This is a genomic window from Salinicola halophilus, from assembly GCF_003206155.1.
In the GTDB taxonomy this organism is placed as follows: domain Bacteria; phylum Pseudomonadota; class Gammaproteobacteria; order Pseudomonadales; family Halomonadaceae; genus Salinicola; species Salinicola halophilus.
Window position 1 is genome coordinate 112821 of record NZ_PZJV01000001.1, and the last position, 19185, is coordinate 132005.

General features: G+C 65.3%; 19 protein-coding genes. 15 read left to right on the forward strand and 4 right to left on the reverse strand.

All coding sequences use genetic code 11. The features are described 5' to 3' along the window. Positions 1 to 41: 41 nt before the first annotated feature. Positions 42 to 1301, reverse strand: a complete 1260-nt coding sequence (locus DOM33_RS00465) for a 6-phosphofructokinase (RefSeq protein ID WP_110664827.1) — start codon at positions 1299 to 1301, stop codon at positions 42 to 44. A gap of 319 nt (positions 1302 to 1620) precedes the next feature. Between DOM33_RS00465 and mpl the strand changes: the two genes are divergently transcribed. Both mpl and DOM33_RS00475 read left to right on the forward strand, forming a co-directional pair. Beyond that, positions 1621 to 3048 (forward strand): UDP-N-acetylmuramate:L-alanyl-gamma-D-glutamyl-meso-diaminopimelate ligase, encoded by a 1428-nt coding sequence (gene mpl / locus DOM33_RS00470; RefSeq protein WP_110664828.1) that lies wholly within the window; start codon positions 1621 to 1623, stop codon positions 3046 to 3048. Beyond that, on the forward strand, positions 3038 to 3682 hold the full coding sequence (locus DOM33_RS00475) for a flavin prenyltransferase UbiX (protein WP_110664829.1): 645 nt from the start codon (positions 3038 to 3040) through the stop codon (positions 3680 to 3682). The genes mpl and DOM33_RS00475 overlap by 11 nt, the downstream gene beginning before the upstream one ends. Before the next feature lie 57 nt (positions 3683 to 3739). On the opposite strand, the gene DOM33_RS00480 is transcribed toward DOM33_RS00475, so the two are convergent. The 3 genes from DOM33_RS00480 to DOM33_RS00490 are packed head-to-tail and all read right to left on the reverse strand — an operon-like array spanning position 3740 to position 6875. Further along, entirely contained in the window at positions 3740 to 5146 is a 1407-nt protein-coding gene (locus DOM33_RS00480) for a bifunctional DedA family/phosphatase PAP2 family protein (RefSeq protein ID WP_110664830.1), read from the reverse strand. Then, the gene (locus DOM33_RS00485) at positions 5143 to 6060 is read right to left on the reverse strand and encodes a diguanylate cyclase domain-containing protein (RefSeq protein ID WP_110664832.1); all 918 of its coding nucleotides are present in this window, start codon (positions 6058 to 6060) and stop codon (positions 5143 to 5145) included. The genes DOM33_RS00480 and DOM33_RS00485 overlap by 4 nt, the downstream gene beginning before the upstream one ends. Further along, a complete protein-coding gene (locus DOM33_RS00490; RefSeq protein ID WP_110664834.1) occupies positions 6051 to 6875 on the reverse strand; it encodes a hypothetical protein in 825 nt (274 codons plus the stop codon). The genes DOM33_RS00485 and DOM33_RS00490 overlap by 10 nt, the downstream gene beginning before the upstream one ends. A gap of 181 nt (positions 6876 to 7056) precedes the next feature. Between DOM33_RS00490 and DOM33_RS00495 the strand changes: the two genes are divergently transcribed. The 13 genes from DOM33_RS00495 to DOM33_RS00550 all read left to right on the forward strand — a co-directional run bounded on the left by DOM33_RS00495 (position 7057) and on the right by DOM33_RS00550 (position 19120). After that, positions 7057 to 8340, forward strand: coding sequence for a glutamate-5-semialdehyde dehydrogenase (locus DOM33_RS00495; RefSeq protein WP_110664836.1), 1284 nt, complete (start codon positions 7057 to 7059; stop codon positions 8338 to 8340). Continuing rightward, positions 8327 to 9040, forward strand: a complete 714-nt coding sequence (gene nadD, locus DOM33_RS00500) for a nicotinate-nucleotide adenylyltransferase (protein WP_110667392.1) — start codon at positions 8327 to 8329, stop codon at positions 9038 to 9040. Before DOM33_RS00495 ends, nadD begins: the two co-directional genes overlap by 14 nt. Before the next feature lie 49 nt (positions 9041 to 9089). Next, the gene (rsfS, locus tag DOM33_RS00505; RefSeq protein WP_110664838.1) at positions 9090 to 9467 is read left to right on the forward strand and encodes a ribosome silencing factor; all 378 of its coding nucleotides are present in this window, start codon (positions 9090 to 9092) and stop codon (positions 9465 to 9467) included. Next, positions 9464 to 9931, forward strand: coding sequence for a 23S rRNA (pseudouridine(1915)-N(3))-methyltransferase RlmH (gene rlmH, locus DOM33_RS00510; protein ID WP_110664840.1), 468 nt, complete (start codon positions 9464 to 9466; stop codon positions 9929 to 9931). Before rsfS ends, rlmH begins: the two co-directional genes overlap by 4 nt. Positions 9932 to 10035: 104 nt before the next feature. Next, positions 10036 to 11931 carry a penicillin-binding protein 2 gene (gene mrdA / locus DOM33_RS00515; protein ID WP_110664842.1) on the forward strand — a complete coding sequence of 632 codons (1896 nt, stop codon included), beginning with the start codon at positions 10036 to 10038 and terminating at the stop codon, positions 11929 to 11931. After that, positions 11921 to 13063: a rod shape-determining protein RodA gene (gene rodA / locus DOM33_RS00520; protein WP_110664844.1), complete on the forward strand. Its 1143-nt coding sequence runs from the start codon at positions 11921 to 11923 to the stop codon at positions 13061 to 13063. The genes mrdA and rodA overlap by 11 nt, the downstream gene beginning before the upstream one ends. Positions 13064 to 13095: 32 nt before the next feature. After that, entirely contained in the window at positions 13096 to 14115 is a 1020-nt protein-coding gene (gene mltB, locus DOM33_RS16250; protein ID WP_204352582.1) for a lytic murein transglycosylase B, read from the forward strand. Then, positions 14112 to 15020: a septal ring lytic transglycosylase RlpA family protein gene (locus DOM33_RS16255; protein WP_204352583.1), complete on the forward strand. Its 909-nt coding sequence runs from the start codon at positions 14112 to 14114 to the stop codon at positions 15018 to 15020. The genes mltB and DOM33_RS16255 overlap by 4 nt, the downstream gene beginning before the upstream one ends. Before the next feature lie 27 nt (positions 15021 to 15047). After that, positions 15048 to 16265 (forward strand): D-alanyl-D-alanine carboxypeptidase family protein, encoded by a 1218-nt coding sequence (locus tag DOM33_RS00530; protein WP_110664846.1) that lies wholly within the window; start codon positions 15048 to 15050, stop codon positions 16263 to 16265. Positions 16266 to 16385: 120 nt separating this feature from the next. Beyond that, on the forward strand, positions 16386 to 16673 hold the full coding sequence (locus DOM33_RS00535) for an HP0495 family protein (RefSeq protein ID WP_110664848.1): 288 nt from the start codon (positions 16386 to 16388) through the stop codon (positions 16671 to 16673). 6 nt (positions 16674 to 16679) lie between these two features. Then, positions 16680 to 17345 (forward strand): lipoyl(octanoyl) transferase LipB, encoded by a 666-nt coding sequence (gene lipB, locus DOM33_RS00540; protein WP_110664850.1) that lies wholly within the window; start codon positions 16680 to 16682, stop codon positions 17343 to 17345. 49 nt (positions 17346 to 17394) lie between these two features. After that, complete coding sequence (gene lipA, locus DOM33_RS00545) at positions 17395 to 18396, forward strand: lipoyl synthase (protein WP_110667394.1); 1002 nt, start codon at positions 17395 to 17397, stop codon at positions 18394 to 18396. A 181-nt stretch (positions 18397 to 18577) separates the two neighbouring features. After that, positions 18578 to 19120 carry a GAF domain-containing protein gene (locus DOM33_RS00550; RefSeq protein ID WP_110664852.1) on the forward strand — a complete coding sequence of 181 codons (543 nt, stop codon included), beginning with the start codon at positions 18578 to 18580 and terminating at the stop codon, positions 19118 to 19120. Positions 19121 to 19185 lie beyond the last annotated feature (65 nt).

Genomic DNA, 19185 nt, shown 5'->3' on the forward strand with positions numbered 1-19185 from the left:
CGTGAAGGGAGCCGACGGCCGGGTGACGACAGCAGGCGCGATTAGAGCGAGAAGGGTGCCAGCTTGCGCTCGACCTTGACCTTTTCGAGTTTGGCGACCCGGGGCAGGCCGTTGTCGAACGGCGGGAAATCCTCGCCCTGGATGAGCGGCGACAGATAGCGGCGGCCCGCTTCACTGACATGCAGACCGTCGTCGCTGATGTATTCGCGCGGCATGAACTTCTCGTTGTTGGCGATCTCGGCCAGCGGCGCGGGCTCGATCTTCCACTCATAGGGGGATTCGGAGACGCGCTTGATCGCCGGCATCATCGAGTTCTGACCGTCGAGTGCCAGTTCGACGGCGACCTTGCCGACGGCGTAGGCCTGCTCGACGTCGGTCTTCGAGGCGATGTGGCGCGCCGCACGCTGCAGATAATCCGCCACCGCCCAGTGATACTTGTGACCGAGGTCGTCCTTGACCATGCCGGCGAGCGTCGGCGCGACGCCGCCGAGCTGCTTGTGGCCGAAGGCATCCGTGCTGCCGGCGTCGGCGAGGAAGGTGCCGTCGGCGTACTGGGCGCCTTCGGAGACGACCACCACGCAGAAGCCGTGGCGCGCGACGGCGTCATCGATGCGTGCCATCACCTTCTCGCGGTCGAAGGCGATCTCCGGAAAGACGATCACGTGCGGCGCCTGCTCCGGCGTCTCGCCGGCGAGTGCCCCGGCCGCCGCGATCCAGCCGGCATGACGGCCCATCACCTCGAGAATGAACACCTTGGTGGAGGTCGCACACATCGATTCGATGTCCAGTGCCGCCTCGCGGGTCGAGGTGGCGACGTACTTGGCCACGCTGCCGAAGCCCGGCGAGTTGTCGGTGATCGGCAGGTCGTTGTCCACGGTCTTGGGGACGTGGATCGCGGTGAGCGGATAGCCCATCGTCTCGGAGAGCTGCGAGACCTTCAGGCAGGTATCGGCGCTGTCGCCGCCGCCGTTGTAGAAGAAGTAACGAATGTCGTGGGCCTTGAAGACTTCGATCAGCCGCTCGTATTCGGCGCGGTGCGTCTCGATGGACTTCAACTTGTAGCGGCACGAACCGAAGGCGCCGCCCGGCGTATGGCGCAGTGCGGTGATCGCTTCATCGCTCTCGGCGTTGGTGTCGATCAGATCTTCCATGAGTGCGCCGATGATGCCGTTGTGCCCGGCATAGAGATGGCCGATACGGTCCGGATGCTGGCGGCAGGCTTCGATCACGCCGCAGGCGCTGGCGTTGATGACGGCGGTGACGCCACCGGACTGGGCGTAGAAGGCGTTGTGCTTGGCCATGCGGCTCTCTATCTCCTGAAGAAGGGGCTTGGGTGAAGCCTCGATCCGGTCGCTGCCGGATCCGTCGCGCCGGCATCCAACCGTCGATACACCGGTCCCTACGAACGTCGAGTGCTAGCGGGCGGCCAGCATAGCGGAAAGCCCAAAGCCTGTTAATACGCCGAACTCAGCCACCCGGGCGTCAATTTTCTCCCACTCTCGCTCGAATGGGTGGGCGAACGAATGGCCGGTTGCCGCCGCGCCGGCCCTCGGTGGCCGCTCCCCGGGCGTCATGCTAGGCTCGCCGCTTCACGCATGGTCAGTACCGAGGGAGAGTAGGGTGCACGTTCACGTACTGGGAATCTGCGGCACATTCATGGGCAGTCTGGCGCGGCTGGCGAAGGCATTGGGCCACCATGTCACTGGCACCGACGCCAACGTCTATCCGCCCATGAGCGAGCAGCTCGAAGCCGCCGGTATCGAACTCATTTCGGGCTATGCGGCTGACAACCTGATACCGCGACCGGATCTGGTGATCGTCGGCAATGCGCTCTCTCGCGGCAATCCGGAAGTGGAAGCGCTGCTCAATGCCAAGCTGCCGTACGTCTCCGGGCCGCAGTGGCTCGCCGAGCACGTGCTCATCGACCGCCCGGTGCTGGCGGTCTCCGGTACGCATGGCAAGACCACCACGTCGAGCATGCTCGCCTGGATTCTCGAAGCCCACGGGCTCGAACCCGGCTTTCTGATCGGTGGCGTGCTGGGTAACTTTGGTCTCTCCTCCCGGCTCGGCGCGCCGGGTGCGCCGTTCGTGGTGGAAGCCGACGAGTACGACACGGCCTTCTTCGACAAGCGCTCGAAGTTCGTCCATTACCGGCCGGATATCGCGGTGCTCAATAATCTCGAGTTCGATCACGCGGATATCTTCGACGATCTGGCGGCCATCGAGCGGCAGTTTCATCACTTCGTCCGCACGGTGCCCGGCGACGGGCGTCTCGTGGTCTCCGCCGACGAGCCGGCGCTGGCTCGGGTGCTGGCGCGCGGCTGCTGGACGCCGGTGATCGACTTCGGCGAATGGCAGGAGGGCGAGACGCCCGAGACCACCGAGCACTTCGATGCCGAACGCTCTGGTGTCGAAAGCGCCGGCCGCTGGCGCTTCGTGCCGTCGGCATCGGGTGGTCCCGATCTCACCCTGTGGTGCGACGGTGAGCGCCGGCGTGTCGCCAACCCGATGAGCGGACGCCACAACGCCGCCAACGCGGTGGCGGCGCTGGCCGCGGCGAACGCCTTCGGCGTGCCGGTCGACGCCGGCATCCGGGCGCTGGAACGTTTCGTCCCCCCGCGGCGGCGTCAGGAGATTCGCGGCGAGGTCGGCGGCATTCAGCTCATCGATGACTTCGCCCACCATCCGACGGCGATTCGACTGACCCTCGAAGGACTCGCGCGCGACGGCCATGGCGGCCGGCTGCTGGCGGTGATCGAACCTCGCTCCAACACCATGCGTCTGGGTTCGATGAAAGCGAAGCTGGCCGAGAGCGTCGCCTCGGCGGCACGCGTCTGGTGGTATCAGCCCGCGGGGCTCGACTGGTCGCTGGCCGAGGTGGTCGCGCAGCACGCCGCCAGTCGGGTCGAGACCGACCTCCAGGCGCTGATCGCGCACGTCGTCGAGATCGCCGAGCCGAATGACCGCATCGTGGTGATGTCCAACGGCGGCTTCGGCGGCATCCACGGGCGGTTGCTGGATGCCCTGGAGGCTCGGTATGACGACTGATCGGCAAACGGCGCCCTACGAAGCGCCCATCGCGGTGGCGTTGACCGGTGCCTCCGGCGTGCAGTACGGCCTGCGGCTGATCGAATGCCTGGTCGCGGCGCGTCACGAAATCTACGTGATGATCTCCAAGGCGGCGCATCGCGTCATCGATGTCGAGACCGACCTTGCACTACCCGCGCAGCCGGTACGACTCGCAGCCGAACTGAGCGAACGGTTCGGTGCCGGCGAGGGCCAGATCCAGTGCTTCTCGCGGGAGGACTGGATGGCGCCGGTCGCCTCGGGGTCCGGACGCTGGCGCTCGCTGGTGATCTGCCCGTGCTCGACCGGCACGCTGTCGGCGATCGCCTGTGGCGCCAGCGATAACCTCATCGAACGCGGGGCCGACGTCGCCCTCAAGGAGCGTCGCCAGCTGATCGTGGTGCCGCGGGAAACGCCGCTCTCCGCCGTTCATCTGGAGAACATGCTGACGCTGACGCGGATGGGCGCAGTGGTGATGCCGGCGGCGCCCGGCTTTTATCATCGTCCCGACAGCGTCGAGGCGATGATCGACTTCATCGTCGCTCGCATTCTCAACCAGCTCGGTATCGAGCAGTCCCTTCTTCCCGCCTGGGGCGGCAAGCCCGCTGACGCCTGATCTCGACGCCGGGGAGCGTCACATCGGTCGCCGCGACGCCCGTCGCGGCAGGACTGTTTACACCGGCGGGAAGAGTAGAACGCGCAGGCTGATCAGCACGACGGACGCCGCCCCCAGCCATGCCCAGGGCGGCGTCTCGCGACCGAGGCGTTGATAGCGCTGGTAGCTGATGCGCGTGATGGCGCATACCACCAGCCCCAGCAGGGCGCCGCCGATGAGATCGCTGGCCCAGTGCACGCCGATGACCAGTCGCGACAGCGCCATCGGCGCGCAGACGAGGATGGCCGTCCAGTAGGCATAGGCGCGGTAGCGTTGCGGCATTACCTGGGCGGCGAAGGCGGCCGTCAGACCGATGACCACCACGATGGTAGAGGTGTGGGCGCTGGGGTAGGAGAGTGACCCGGTGAGATAGTCCGGCGTGTCGGGTCGCGCGCGTCCCGCCAGGCGCTTGAACGCGATGTTGATCAATCCGACGGCAGCGATGGCGCCGCCGAGGTGCAGCAGCGACGCGAACCGTCGTGCCCACAGCAGCCATAACAACCAGGGGGCCATCAACACTGTGATGCCCAGCTTGTCGCCGATCTCGGCGAGCGTCTGGCTGCTGCCCACCAGCCAGCGCTGCTCGATCATCGCTGCCAGCTCGTGAATGTCGCGATCCATCGGCAGTGGCCCGTTGTGGAGCAGCACCCAGGTCGTCCAGGCGATCAATCCCGCCAGGCTCGTCAGCAGCAGCGCTATCGAGGCCAGCGGAAACGCCTGGGCCGGCGGTGGCGAGCAGAACGTCCGCCAGATCGTGCCGAACGTCGGATGGTCGGCATGCTGGCGCTCGAGCCAACCGTGCAGGCGCCCCTCGCTGCCGAGCTGATAGCGAAACCAGGAGAAGAGCAGACCGAGCGCCAGCAGTGACGCGGTGAGTGTCAGCAGCCAGCGTTCGGCCCCCGGCGGCAGCGTTACCAGCTGGTCCCAGGACTGGCCCAGCCAGTAGCCCGGCAGCAGATAGACCGGTGCCCACGCCAGCGCCGATAGAGCATTGACGATGAAAAAGCGTCGAGAGGGCATCGACATCATGCCGGCGATCAGCGGCACGAAAGGGCGCACCGGGCCGACGAAGCGGCCGAGCGCGATCGAGAGCGTACCGTGACGCGCGAAGAAGGCGTGGCCGCGATCGAGCCAGACGGGATGGCGCGAAAACGGCCACCAGTGAGGAATGCGTGCCTGCTGGGTGCGACCGAGCCAGAAGCTCAGCGAGTCGCCGGCGAAGGCGCCGATGACCCCCGCGATCAGCAGCAGCCAGACCGAGATCTCCTGATGGCCGGCGATCGATGAGGCGGCGCCGAGCAGGACGACGCCGGGAACCACGATGCCGACCACCGCGAACGACTCCAGCAGCGCGATCGCCGCGACGATGAGAAGGAGCAGGGCGGGAGAAGGCGAGAGCGAGTAGAGCCAGTGCGTGAGATTCAAACCTTGGGTTCCAGCAGCTTGTTGGCGGCGTTGTGCAGGCGCTGAGTGAACGCCGCCGCCGTTTCGTCCGGACGTAGTGAACAGACACGATGGAGGCTCTCGAGAGAGCCGGTTTCGGGGCGCGCGATCGTCGCGACGGCCTCGGCGAGCCGTCGCCCGGCAACGGCGGCCCCGGTCTCCTCGGCGTTGGGCATGATCAGCCAGAAGACATGGCTCTGCGGCTCGCCGAAGAGATCGCTGTGCCGACTGTTGAGCGCGATCTGCTCACCGAAGGTCGTCGAAAGCGCCTGGCGCAGACGGTTGCCGAACTGGTCGTCGACGTGCTCGAGCTGCGGCACGTAGAGCACCAGGACGCTCAAGGGGCGCGAGAGCGCCTGTGCGCGTGCGACTTCGGTTTTCAAGCCGCGGCGCAGCTCCTCCCCGCTGAGACCCTGTCGTCGCGAGGGTGGCGCGTGGTCGTGGTGCAGCTCCCGCTTGGCGAGCCTTATCGCCACCCCGGCCATGGCCAGTACCAGCCACCAGCCCAGCCCCAGATTGACCCAGGTGACGTGGGTGTCGCCCAGTAGCGCAAGCCAGACGGGGACCGCCACGACGCCGAGCAGTAGCGCGAGCGGTGCCGCCAGTAGCAGAAAGCTCGTCACGATCGGCAGGCCCAGCCAGAGCATGCCGTGCTCCATGTCGGGGGCTTCGATCGCGAACAGCCCGAAGACCCCCAGGAGCAGGAGGTAGTCGGCGAGCGGCTGGCGCAGTCGGCCTAGACGCTGAAGCGGGATCGACACCAGTAGCGCGCTCGCGAGTAGCGCCGGGGGCAGAATCAGATCGTAGTGACGTAGCAGGTAGTGCCAGATGGCGAGCGCAACGAGCAGCGTCAGCGCGAGCCCCTGAGCCAATCGCCGGGTACGACTCACTGCCATAGCGGCGCCTCGGACGTCTGGGGCGATGTCGCGACTTGCTGTCCGAAACGCTGAGCGGCATCGGCCAGCGGCGTGGCCGAGACCATTCGATGCGGGGCGACGGCGGTCTCGAGCTCTCGCCGACGCTCGGTGGCCGCCTTGCTGTCGGTGGCGACGACGATGACCGCCACCCCGTAATCGTTGAGGCGATAGGCGCGCTCGTACAGGGCCAGGTGCTCGTGGAGTCTGGCGCAGAGCTGCGTCATGTCTTCGGGCGTCGAGTGCGCGCAGCCGAAGACGATGACCTCGGCAGCGAGGGACTCGCGTTCACCGCGACGCCGCTCGTGGCGAATGTCGGCTTCCAGCGTCGCCGGCGGTAGCAGCCAGGCGGCGTCGCTCGCCGGGGGCTGACGCGTACGGCTCCGCTGTCGTTCACCGAAGAGAAGCCAGAGAATGGCGAGCGTCATCGCGGCCATGGCGGCCGCCGGTAGCGGCAGCTGCCAGCCCAGGTAGGCGCAGGCCGCGATGAAGCCGACGACGTTGATCACGCGACCCAGGTGCCCTCTGAAGCCGAGCAGTGCCAGCGGCAGAATCCATATCCAGAGCAGTACGATCGGCTCGCCGGTCGCGAGCATGATCACGCCTGCCGCCGCGACGAGCGCGAAATGGGTGCCCTGACGAGATGCCGGGCGTAGGAGAAGCCAGGCGAATGCCGCCGCGGCGAAGAGCGCTGCCAGACGCAGCACGCCTTCGCCGAGAAGGCAGATGGTAAGACCAATGATGACGCACAGTGCGAGAAGGGCACGCGCCCCCGGGCTTTTGTACTTGTTTTGCATGGTGGCTTATATTGGACCGGTTCCGGGTTACACGAGCGAGCGAGTCACTATCGCACGCGCCATTGCCGAGCGTACACCGGCAATCATAGCCCGCAATCCCAGGCGCGAGAGGCCGAGCAGCGTCCAGCGCCTTTCCCGTTCGTGTAACGGGAAACTCAAGACATCAATGAGATAGCACACCATGCAGCAGACCGCGACCGGAGACGTGGGAGACGTTGCCCACTACATGCAGACGCTCGGGCGCGAGGCTCGCGCGGCGAGTGCCGAACTGCGGCGCCTCGACAGCGGGCGCAAGAACGCCGCGCTGGAGGCGATCGCCGCCCATCTCGACGCCGCTCGCGAGACCCTCGAGAGCGCCAATCGCGAGGATCTGGCGCGGGGGCGCGCCAACGGTCTCGACGACGCGCTGATCGATCGCCTCGCGCTCAACCCGGCGCGCATCGATGCCATGATCGCCGGGGTTCGCCAGGTCGCCACGCTACCTGACCCGGTCGGCGAGATCGAGGGACTGCGCTATCAGCCAAGCGGCATCCAGGTCGGTCAGATGCGGGTGCCGCTGGGCGTCATCGGCATCATCTACGAATCGCGCCCCAACGTGACGGTCGAAGCGGCGACTCTCTGCCTGAAGTCCGGCAACGCCTGCATTCTGCGCGGTGGCTCGGAGGCGGCGTCGAGCAACGCGGCGATCGCCGCATGCATTCGTGCCGGACTCGTGACGGCGGGGGTGGTCGAAACGGCCGTGCAGATCGTGGCGACGACGGACCGCGCCGCGGTCGGGACATTGATCACCATGCCCGATTTCGTCGACGTCATCGTCCCCCGTGGCGGCAAGTCGCTCATCGGCCGTGTCGCCAACGAGGCGACGGTACCGGTGATCAAGCATCTCGACGGGGTCTGCCATGTCTACATCGATGCGGCGGCCGATCCGGAGAAGGCGATCGCCATCGCCGACAATGCCAAGACTCAGCGTTATTCGCCCTGCAATACGATGGAGACGCTGCTGATCCATCGCGACGCCGTCGCGGCGGTTCTGCCCAGGTTGGCGACGATCTATCGCGACAAGGGCGTCGAGCTGCGCGGCTGTGCGGTAACGCAGGCGTGGCTGGACGACGCGCTCGAAGCCAGCGAAGCGGACTGGTCCGCCGAGTATCTGGCGCCGATTCTCGCGGTGCGGATCGTCGACGACTTCGATCAGGCCGTGGCGCATATCAACCGCTACGGCTCTCAGCATACCGATGCTATCGTCACCGAGAGCGTCACGCTGGCGCGGCGCTTCCTGGCCGAGGTCGATTCGAGCTCGGTGCTGATCAATGCCTCGACCCGCTTCGCCGACGGCTTCGAATATGGTCTGGGTGCCGAGATCGGTATCTCCACCAACAAGCTGCACGCCCGCGGCCCGGTAGGCCTCGAGGGGCTGACCACGCGTAAGTACGTCGTGTTCGGTGACGGCCATGTCCGTCGCTGATCAGAGCCAGCCGCCGCGAATCGCGATGCTGGGCGGGACCTTCGATCCGGTGCATCTGGGGCATCTGCGCAGCGCCGTCGAGCTGCGCGAGGCCCTGGCGCTCGACACCGTTCACATGATTCCGGTGCACGTGCCGCCGCATCGCGCCGCCCCCGGGGTGTCCTCGGCGCATCGCCTGGCGCTGCTCGCAGCGGGTATCGGCAGTACGCCGGGGCTCGTCGCCGACGATCGCGAGATTCGCCGCAGCGGGCACTCCTACTCGGTGGACACCCTCGCCTCACTGCGAGACACATACGGCGACGAGGCGCGCCTGATCATGGCGGTAGGCCACGACGCCTTTCTGGGCTTGCCGAGCTGGCATGAGAAGGAGCGGCTCTTTTCGCTGGCGCACGTGGTCGTCATCGACCGGCCGGACTACGAGGCCAGGCTGCCGGCCGAGCTTGCCGACCTGATCGCCGGGCGTGAAGTCACGGACCCGGGCGCGCTGATGGAGGCGCCGGCGGGACGACTGCTGCGCCTGACGCTCTCGAGTCGGATGGCGATCTCCGCCACGGAGCTGCGGGCGCGGGTGCGAGAGGGCAGAAGCATTCGCTATCTGGTGCCGGCCGCCGTGGAGCGCTATATCACCGAACAATCGCTCTATGAAGCCGGGGCGGCGGCGATGGCCGCTGGCTCTGGCGTTGTCGGGTCATCAGAGTAGAATGCGCCACTCCCGATTTTCACGGGGTGACGATTTCTCACGAGGAGCTATGCAGACAGATACTCTCAAGTCACTGGTCGTCGAGGCGCTCGAAGAGCTCAAGGCGCAGGACGTGATCGAACTCGACGTCGCCGAACTGACCAGCGTCACCGACGTCATGGTCGTGGCCAGCGGCACGTCGTCGCGGCACGTGTCGGCGCTCGCGGGCAACGTGGTCGAAAAAGCGAAGGATGCCGGACTTCGTCCGCTGGGCGTGGAAGGTCAGCAGAGCGGTGAGTGGGTACTCGTCGACCTGGGTGACGTGATCGCCCATGTGATGATGCCGGATACGCGCAAGCTCTACGATCTCGAACGTCTCTGGGCCGACCTGCCGACCGACTCAGCGCGCGTCGGCGAGCGCACGGACTCCCAAGAGCTTTCGGGGTGAAGATCCGCCTGCTCGCCGTCGGCACGCGGATGCCGGCCTGGGTCGAGACCGGTATCGAGACGTACCGCAAGCGCCTGCCGCGCGACATGCCGCTCGACGTCGTCGAGATTCCTGCTGGGGCCCGCGGCAAGGGCGCCGACATCGCCCGCGCAGTCCAGAGCGAGGGCGATCGAATGCTGGAAAAACTGCGGGAGCGGGAACACGTCGTCGCCCTCGAGGTCACAGGGGCGGCCTGGAGCACGGAGCGGCTTTCGGGTCGTCTCGACGAGTGGCGCCTCGGCGGCGATGACGTGGCCCTGCTGGTGGGCGGACCGGACGGGCTCGACCCCAGGCTCGCGACTCGCGCGAAGCAGTCCTGGTCGCTCTCGCCGCTGACGCTGCCGCACCCGCTGGTTCGTGTGATTCTCGCCGAGCAGCTCTACCGTGCCCATACCCTGCTGTCCGGGCATCCGTATCATCGGTAGCCCGGTTCATTCCCGAGTCCGAGAGTCACACGCTTTGTCACTCGACGCCATCCAACGCCGTGCCCCAACCGCCACGTGCGTCGCGCCGATCATGGTCACGGACGATGCGTAAACGTCGTCCGGCCATCAAGGACCACGAACGTGAAGTCGGCATGTTCCGGCGACGCTCGCTGCTTGCGGCGTTCATCATCGTGCTCATGGCCGGTGGGCTTTTCAGTCGGCTCGTGTATCTGCAGGTCATCGAGCACGATGTCTTCATTACCCGGTCCGACAACAACCGCATGCGAGTCGAGCCGCTGCCGCCCCGGCGTGGGCTGATCCACGACCGTAACGGTAAGCTGCTGGCGGAGAACCGGCCCACCTACAATCTCACCATCGTGCGCGAACGGGTCGACGATCTCGATCAGACGCTCGCGCGTCTGGTCGACATTCTCGGCCTGCCCGACGACGAGGTCGCCAGGCTTCGCGAGCGCTCTCTCCAGCGCCAGCGACCCTACCAGCCGGCGCTTCTGATGAGCGATCTGACCGAAGACCAGATCGCGCGTCTGGCGGTCAATCGCTATCTGCTCAGCGGTGTCGAGGTCGAGGCGCAGCTGATGCGTTACTACCCCGATCCCATCGTCATGTCCCACGTGCTCGGCTACGTCGGACGTATCAACGAAAAAGAGCTGGCGGAGCTCGACCCGGGGAATTACGCCGGGACGCACTTCATCGGCAAGACGGGGATCGAATCGACCTACGAGAGCGCGCTCCATGGCGAGGCGGGGGTCAGGAAGGTCGAGACCAATGCTCGCGGTCGCGTGCTGCGGGAGCTGGATCGAGAGCCGCCCGATCCGGGGGAGGACGTCACGCTCACCATCGACAGTCGCTTGCAGCACATGGCCTACGATCTGCTCGACGGTCGACGCGGTGCCATCGTTGCCATCGAACCCAAGACGGGCGACATTCTGGCGATGGTCTCGGCGCCGGGTTTCGATATCAATGAGTTCGTGACCGGCATCTCCTACGACGACTATCAGGCCTTACAGCAGGATCACGATCTGCCGCTGTTCAACCGTGCGGTCCGCGGACAGTATCCGCCAGGCTCGACCGTCAAACCGTTCGAGGCGCTCGCGGCGCTCGAGTATGGGGTCGTCAAGCCGCACGACGTCATCTACGACCCGGGGTATTTCCAGCTTCCCAACGATACCCGTCGCTATCATAACTGGCTGCGCTGGGGACACGGTCGCGTGGACATGGAGCGTGCACTTGAAGTCTCCAACAACACCTACTTCTACACCATGGCCTATCGTCTGGGCATCGACAGACTCTCGAGCTTCATGCATCACTTCGGCTTCGGAGAGATCACGTCGCTGGACGTGCAGGGCGCCTCCGCGGGCTTGATGCCGTCCCGCGAGTGGAAACGCGCCAAATACAACCAGGTCTGGTTTCCGGGAGAGACGCTGTCTGCCGGCATCGGTCAGGGCTACTTCATGGCGACGCCGCTGCAGTTGGCGGCGGCGACCGCGACGCTTGCCAATCAGGGTCATTGGGTTCGCCCGCATCTGGCCAAACGCGTGGGCGAGGAGGCGCTCGAACCGCCGTTTCCCGACACCAAGCCGGATGTCGACATGGACCAGGAGCACTGGTGGCAGGACGTCTTCAAAGGAATGGAAGCCGTGGTCAGCGGCTCCGAAGGCACGGCGCGCCGTGCCGGTGCCGGTCTGCAGTACGACATGGCGGCCAAGACAGGGACGGCCCAGGTCTTTTCGCTGGGGCAGAACCAGAAGTACAACGCCGATGAATTGACCGAGCGACTGCGAGATCATGCGCTGTTCATCGGTTTCGCGCCGGTCGACGATCCGCAGATCGCGCTCGCCGTGATCGTCGAGAACGCAGGCGGCGGGGTGTCCGGCCTGGGCCGGGAATTGACGGATGCCTGGCTGCTTCACGAGCCGGAACGAGAACCGCCGGACGGCTCTACCGTCGAAGAAGAGGGCGAAAGCACCGATGGCGATTGATTTTCAACGCGTCTCGCCGCGAGGCCAGCCCGTGCGCGTCGGCCGCAAGCGCCCGCTCTGGCACCGGCTGCACCTCGACCCGTGGCTGCTCGGCACGCTGATCGCGCTGGTCTCCTTCGGGCTGGTAGTGCTCTACAGCGCCAGCGGCATGTCGCAAGGGACTACCATGGCTCAGGCCGTGCGCATGGGCGTAGCGCTGGCCGGGGCGCTGGTCATGGCGCAGTTTTCACCGAGCGTGCTCTATCGCTGGACGCCTTTCGCCTACGGGGCGGGGCTGCTCATGCTGATCGCCGTCGAGGTCATGGGAGACATCGGCATGGGGGCGCAGCGCTGGCTGGAGCTGGGTCCGTTGCGTTTTCAGCCCTCCGAACTGATGAAGATCGCGATGCCGATGATGCTCGCCGCCTACCTCCACCGGCGCCCGCTGCCGCCGTCGTGGAAGGACCTGGTGGTCTGTGGCGTCCTGGTTGCGGTGCCGGTCGCGCTGATCGCGCGTCAGCCGGATCTGGGTACCTCGCTGCTGGTCGCCTGCGCGGCGGTCTTCGTTATCCTGCTCGCGGGGCTGTCGTGGAAATTCATTCTCACGCTCGCGGCCCTGGCGGGCTCGGCGATGCCGGTGCTGTGGATCAACATGCACGACTACCAGCGCCAGCGCGTTCTGACCTTCCTCGATCCGGAGAGCGACCCGCTCGGTGCGGGCTGGAACATCATCCAGTCGAAGACGGCGATCGGTAGCGGTGGCATCGAAGGTAAGGGATGGGGCCTCGGAACTCAGTCGCAGCTCGAGTTCCTGCCCGAGCGGCATACCGACTTCATCGGTGCCGTGCTTGGGGAGGAGTTCGGTCTCATCGGCATGACGACGATTCTCGTGCTCTATCTGCTGCTGGTCGCGCGCGGGCTGGTGATGGCCAATCAGGCCCAAGATACCTACGGTCGCCTGCTGGCCGGCAGCATCGTGCTGACTTTCTTCATCTACGTCTTCGTCAATGTCGGTATGGTGAGTGGCATCCTGCCGGTGGTGGGGGTGCCGCTGCCGCTGATCAGCTACGGGGGGACCTCCAGCGTGACCTTGATGGCGGGCTTCGGTATTCTCATGTCGATTCACACGCACCGGCGCTTGTTGAATCACTGATGACGAATGCAAGCGTAAGGAGTTTGCCGCGCATGGCGAGGCGTTGGAGCAAAGGATGGCTGGTGGGGGCGCTCGTCGTAGCGGCGATGTTGGGCGGCGCGGCATCGGCCGACGACGATTTCGATCCCGAGACACATCCCGAAGTACGTGCAATGCTCGAGGCGCTCGAGCAGCAGGGACTGGATGGTGCGGCGCTGGAAACCACCCTGCGCGAGGCGAACTTTCGCCCGCAGGTACTCGAGGCGATGAATCATGCCGCCGAGCGACGGCTGCGCTGGGACGAATATCGCGAGATTTTCATCCAGCCCGAGCGTATCCGTCAGGGCGTGGCGTTTCTGAATGAGCATCGGCAGACGCTGGAGCGGGCGGAGCGAGAATATGGTGTCCCGCCAGAGGTGATCGTAGCGATCCTCGGCGTGGAGACGCAGTACGGCCGCCACAAGGGCACACATCGCGTGCTCGATTCGCTGGCCACGCTTGCCTTTCATCATCCGAGCCGCGGTGCGTTCTTCCTCGGCGAGCTGAAGGCCTATCTGGCGATCACGCTCGGCCAGGGTGTCGATCCCGCCTCGCGCTATGGCTCCTACGCCGGTGCCATGGGCTATCCCCAGTTCATTCCCACCAGCTATCAGGCCTATGCCGTGGACTTCGACCACGACGGACTGAAGGATCTATGGGACAACCCGGTCGACGCCATTGGCAGTATCGCCAACTATTTCCACGAGCACGGCTGGCGGCGGGGGGAGGCCGTACTGGTCGAGGCGAGCGGGCCCGACGCACTGCCGCAGTCGATCGCATTCAATCGCACCGAGCCACCCAGTACGACGGTCGAGAGCCTGCGCAAGGCGGGTATCGAACCGACGGCGGGGCGACTCACGCCAGCCGACCAGGTCATGCCGATCGCGCTGGACTTCGCCGACGGCCACAGCCGCTACGTGATGGGACTCAACAACTTCTACGTCATTACGCGCTACAACCATAGCCATCTCTACGCCATGGCAGTCGCGACGCTGGCGCAGCGGATTCAGACCGCCCGAGACGGTGGCGCATGAGGTGGTTGCCGACGTTGATCGCGGTGCTGGCGCTGGCAGGGTGCGCCGGCGGCGGAGGCTCGGGCGGCGGTCGCTACGCGCAGACGCATGACGCCTACCCCGACTCGCCCCAGGATGTCGCCAACGTACCGGACGCCGTCCCCAAGGTGGAGCCCCGCTCGAAGGGCGGGAATCGCTCGACCTACACGGTATGGGGCAAGACCTACCACGTGCTGAGCGACCCCACGGGTTACGAGGCGGTCGGGCGCGCCTCCTGGTACGGCACCAAATTCCAGGGTTACGACACCGCCAACGGCGAGTCCTACGACATGTACAAGATGTCGGCGGCGCATCGTTCGCTCCCGCTGCCGAGCTACGCCCGCGTCACCAATCTCGACAACGGTCGCGACGTCATCGTGCGCGTCAACGACCGAGGTCCATTCCACGAGGATCGCCTCATCGATCTCTCCTACGCCGCCGCCGCCAGACTCGACATCCTCAAAGGCGGTACCGGAAGGGTGAAAGTCGAGGCGATCGATCCGGTCGCCTGGGCTCGAGAGCAGGGCAACGGCGGTGACACGCGCGGCGTTGCGGCTTCGCGGCCATCGGCCCCTGCGGCCAACGGCTACGCCGCGCAAGTCGATCCGGTCGTCGGTCGAGCGGTTCGCTCGCCGGCACCTTCGACCAGTCGCAGCGACGGGCAACGCTACGTTCAGGTCGCGGCACTCGGGTCGCATACCGGGGCGCAGGCGCTGAAAAGCCGGCTGCAGAGGTTGTTGTCGCAGCCGGTGCGCATCGACAATGCCGCTTCCCTTTACCGCGTACAGGTCGGTCCCATCGACGACATCGCATCGCTCCAAGCCATTCGGGCCACACTCAACGACGCGGGCTATTCCCAGACGTTCGTGGTGGCGCCCGCTCAGTAACCTACTTTCAACGAGAATTCGATCGTCATGACATCGCTGTTCACTTCCCGTATCTCTCGTCTGGTCGTCTCGGCGTCGCTCTGCCTGGGTCTGCTTTCCTCGCCCGCCGGCGCACAGCAGCCCACGCCGGACAGTCAGATGGCTGCCAACCCGCAGCCCGGTCAGCTCGTGCCGTCACCGCCGGCACTGGCGGCGTCTTCCTGGGTCCTGATGGATGCGGCCACCGGCAAGATGCTCGTCGAGCACAACGCCGACGAGCGCGTGCCGCCGGCCAGTCTGACCAAGATGATGACCGCCTACATCGTCGAGCAGGAGATCGAGCAGGGCAACATCGACGACAGTGATCAGGTGAGCATCAGCGAGAACGCCTGGCGCACCGGTGGCTCGCGCATGTTCATCAAGGAAGGCACCCAGGTCAGTGTCGAGGACCTGCTCCACGGCGTGGTGATTCAGTCCGGCAACGACGCAAGCGTCGCGCTCTCTGAGTACGTCGCCGGCAGCGAAACGGCCTTCGCCGATCTGATGAATCAGCAGGCCAATCGGATGGGCATGAACAACTCCCATTTCATGAATCCGACCGGTCTTCCACACGACGAGCACTACTCGTCGGCCCACGATCTGGCAATTCTCGCCCGCCACATCATTCGAGATTTCCCGGATCACTATGAGGTGTATTCGGAGAAGTACTTCACTTACAACGGTATTCGTCAGCCCAACCGCAACCGGCTGCTATGGCGTGATCCGGACGTCGATGGCCTCAAAACGGGACACACCGAGGCGGCGGGTTTCTGTCTGGTAGCGTCCGCCAAGAAGCAGGATACGCGCTTGATCGCCGTGGTCATGGGGACCGATTCCGACGAGGCGCGAGCGGCCGAGACGCAGCGACTGCTCAACTACGGCTTTCGTTTCTTCCAGACCCGCAAGCTCTACGACGCCGGTTCGGTGCTCAACGAAGCGCGCGTTTGGGGCGGTGCCAAAGACACGGTGCGCCTGGGCGTCCAGAGCGATGTGAGCATGACGCTGCCGCGCAGCAGCGCCGACGACCTCACCGCTCGACTCAACGTGCCGGAGAATCTGACGGCGCCGATCCAGGCCGGTCAGCAGATCGGCAAGCTCGAGATTCGTTCCGGTGATGAAGTGCTTGGCGAACAGCCCTTGCTGGCGCTCGAGGCGGTGGAAGAGGGCAGTATCTTCAAGCGAATCTGGGATAGCGTCGTCCGCTTCGTGACTGGCTTCTTCGATTGAGCGAGCGCATCGTCGCCACGTCGATGCCGCTCATTGGCCCGCCCACGAGTTGGTGGGTGGGCCAATGTTGAGTAGAATGGTCGGACATTGACCTATCGCCGGCTAGCGACTGAATTGACGATGAACCAGACCCCCAGCGACGTCGATCTTCCGCGTCCCAAAATCGAATTCCCGTGTGACTACCCCATCCGGATCGTCGGCGATGCCGCCGATGACTTCGTGGCAAGCGTGAGCCAGGTGATCGAGCAGCACTCGCCAGGCTTCGACGCAGCGGGGATCACCCTCTCCGAAAGCCGCAACGGGCGTTTTCGCTCGGCACGCGCGGTGATTCGCGCGACGAGCGAGGAGCAGCTCAACGCACTGTTCCAGGATCTCAAGGCGACCGGCCGCGTCCACATGGTGCTTTAACGCGTAATGATCGTACTCGAGCGCTTCGACCTCGGCCGCGCTGCCTATCGCCCCGTATGGGAGGCGATGTCGCGCTGGACGGACATTCGCGGCCCGCAGGCGACGGATCAGCTGTGGGTCGTCGAGCATGAGCCGGTATTCACGCAGGGGCGGGCGGGTAAACCCGAGCACCTGCTGCTGCCGGGCGACATTCCCGTGGTCGCCAGCGACCGGGGCGGGCAGGTCACCTACCACGGCCCCGGGCAGCTCGTGATGTACCCGCTTCTCGACGTCCGCCGCCTCAAGCTCGGCGTTCGAGATCTGGTCAGTACGCTCGAGGGAGCGGTCATCGATGCGCTCGCCGAGCACGACATCGAGGCACGGGCGCGAACCGATGCGCCAGGGGTCTACGTCGGCGATGCCAAGATCGCCTCGCTCGGATTGAGGATTCGCCGCGGCTGTAGCTTTCACGGCGTCGCCTTCAACGTCGACATGGATCTATCGCCGTTCGATCGTATCAACCCCTGCGGCCACGCCGGCCTCAGGATGACGCAGCTCAGCGAGCTCTCGACGCGCTCCGTTACCCTCGATGCCGAGGCGGATCGGCTCGCTACCTGCTTTGCCCGTCGGCTCGATGCCACGCTGGTACGCCAGCACGGTCGACCACAGGCCTTCGATTTGGCGGCTGCCTGACCGCCGGCACTCAACGAATTAAGGAAGGGTTATGACCGAGACAACCGTCATGCAATCGCCCGAAGCCCGATCTAGCGATGCCGCCAAGGCAAAGCCGAACAAGCCGGCGCGCGCCGAACGCGGCGTCAAGCTGCGCGGTGCAGAGAAGGTCGCGCGCATTCCGGTCAAAGTCATTCCTACCGAAACGCTGCCGAAGAAGCCGGACTGGCTTCGGGTCAGAATGCCGGCTTCGCCTCAGGTCACCCACATCAAGCAGACATTGCGCAAGCACGGTCTACATACCGTCTGCGAGGAAGCGTCCTGTCCCAACCTGGGCGAGTGCTTCAGCGGCGGGACGGCGACGTTCATGATCATGGGCGACATCTGCACCCGGCGCTGCCCGTTCTGCGACGTCGCCCACGGTCGACCCAACGCGCTCAACGAGAACGAGCCGCGAGAGCTCGCCGAGGCGATCGCCGAGATGGGGCTCAACTATGTCGTGGTGACCTCCGTCGACCGCGACGACCTGCGCGATGGCGGGGCGACGCACTTCGTCAACTGCATCCGCGAGATCCGCAAGGACAGCCCCGAGATCGAAATCGAGACGCTGGTACCGGACTTTCGCGGTCGGATGCAGGTGGCGCTCGACATTCTCGAGTCGCAGGCGCCGGACGTTTTCAATCACAATCTCGAGACGGTACCGTCGCTCTATCGCCGAGTGCGCCCCGGCGCGGACTATCGGTGGTCCCTGGATCTACTCAAGGGCTACAAGGCCCGCCGGCCGGACGTGATGACCAAGTCCGGGCTGATGCTCGGAGTCGGCGAGACCGACGAGCAGGTCATCGAAGTGATGCGTGACCTGCGTGCTCATGACGTCGACATGCTCACGCTCGGTCAGTACATGCAGCCGTCGCGTAATCACCTGCCGGTCGATCGCTGGGTACACCCCAGCACGTTCGACTGGTTCGCCGAGCAGGGTAAGGCAATGGGCTTCAAGCACGTCGCCTCCGGTCCGCTGGTACGCTCTTCCTACCACGCCGACAAGCAGGCGCACGGTGTCGAAGTCAAATAGCGTCAAGGTTTCTCGTATCGGTACGTCGATCGCTTCGAGAAAGGTGAGCGACTGCCGATAGAGGTTTGGATGCGTGAGCGGTGCCGTAGGGTATCGCTCCCTCCCCACTGTTTCATTCGCGTCGATTGTCGACTCCCCGACCCTGCGACCGCCATTCGTCGCGACTCCACGAGCCATCCCCATGAATGCACCCAACCAGCCCAGTAACGAAGCCGACCGGATCACCGCGCTGCGCGATCTGCAGCTACTCGATACCGGAGCCGACAAAGGTTTCGATCGTCTCACGGAGCTTGCGACGAAGATCTTCGACGTCCCCATGTCGATGATTACGCTCATCGACGAAGATCGTCAGTGGTTCAAGTCGCATTACGGCTTGAGCGTCTGCGAAACGCCGCGTCGTATCTCGTTTTGCGGCCACGTGGTCGCCGACGGCATGCCGATGGTGATCCGCAATGCACTCAAGGATCCGCGCTTTGCGGACAACCCCTTGGTCACCGGCTCACCCTTCATCCGGTTCTACGCGGGTTACCCGTTGTTCGTGGCGCCGAATGTCTGTGTCGGAACGCTGTGCCTGATCGGCACGATGCCGCGGGCATTCGAGGACGAGGACATGCAGCGTCTCGAGTTGCTGGCGGGGCAGGCAGAAGAGCTAATACAGCTACACGTCAATCGTGTTCTGCTGCGCTCGGTCGACGCCGATGGTGCTCCCGACGTCATCCAGTAACCCTGTATTTCAGAGCGGGGCGTCGTTAAACGCGACGAGTCCATCGATTCGAGTCGCCGGTGCGG

Bases quoted from the DNA above. Each gene is read 5' to 3' on its own strand.
- DOM33_RS00465 (WP_110664827.1), bottom strand. From the start codon at position 1,301: ATGGCCAAGCACAACGCCTTCTACGCCCAGTCCGGTGGCGTCACCGCC.
- DOM33_RS00475 (WP_110664829.1), top strand. From the start codon at position 3,038: ATGACGACTGATCGGCAAACGGCGCCCTACGAAGCGCCCATCGCGGTG.
- DOM33_RS00485 (WP_110664832.1), bottom strand. From the start codon at position 6,060: ATGGCAGTGAGTCGTACCCGGCGATTGGCTCAGGGGCTCGCGCTGACG.
- DOM33_RS00490 (WP_110664834.1), bottom strand. From the start codon at position 6,875: ATGCAAAACAAGTACAAAAGCCCGGGGGCGCGTGCCCTTCTCGCACTG.
- DOM33_RS00495 (WP_110664836.1), top strand. From the start codon at position 7,057: ATGCAGCAGACCGCGACCGGAGACGTGGGAGACGTTGCCCACTACATG.
- nadD (WP_110667392.1), top strand. From the start codon at position 8,327: ATGTCCGTCGCTGATCAGAGCCAGCCGCCGCGAATCGCGATGCTGGGC.
- rsfS (WP_110664838.1), top strand. From the start codon at position 9,090: ATGCAGACAGATACTCTCAAGTCACTGGTCGTCGAGGCGCTCGAAGAG.
- mrdA (WP_110664842.1), top strand. From the start codon at position 10,036: ATGCGTAAACGTCGTCCGGCCATCAAGGACCACGAACGTGAAGTCGGC.
- rodA (WP_110664844.1), top strand. From the start codon at position 11,921: ATGGCGATTGATTTTCAACGCGTCTCGCCGCGAGGCCAGCCCGTGCGC.
- mltB (WP_204352582.1), top strand. From the start codon at position 13,096: ATGGCGAGGCGTTGGAGCAAAGGATGGCTGGTGGGGGCGCTCGTCGTA.
- DOM33_RS16255 (WP_204352583.1), top strand. From the start codon at position 14,112: ATGAGGTGGTTGCCGACGTTGATCGCGGTGCTGGCGCTGGCAGGGTGC.
- DOM33_RS00530 (WP_110664846.1), top strand. From the start codon at position 15,048: ATGACATCGCTGTTCACTTCCCGTATCTCTCGTCTGGTCGTCTCGGCG.
- DOM33_RS00535 (WP_110664848.1), top strand. From the start codon at position 16,386: ATGAACCAGACCCCCAGCGACGTCGATCTTCCGCGTCCCAAAATCGAA.
- lipB (WP_110664850.1), top strand. From the start codon at position 16,680: ATGATCGTACTCGAGCGCTTCGACCTCGGCCGCGCTGCCTATCGCCCC.
- lipA (WP_110667394.1), top strand. From the start codon at position 17,395: ATGCAATCGCCCGAAGCCCGATCTAGCGATGCCGCCAAGGCAAAGCCG.
- DOM33_RS00550 (WP_110664852.1), top strand. From the start codon at position 18,578: ATGAATGCACCCAACCAGCCCAGTAACGAAGCCGACCGGATCACCGCG.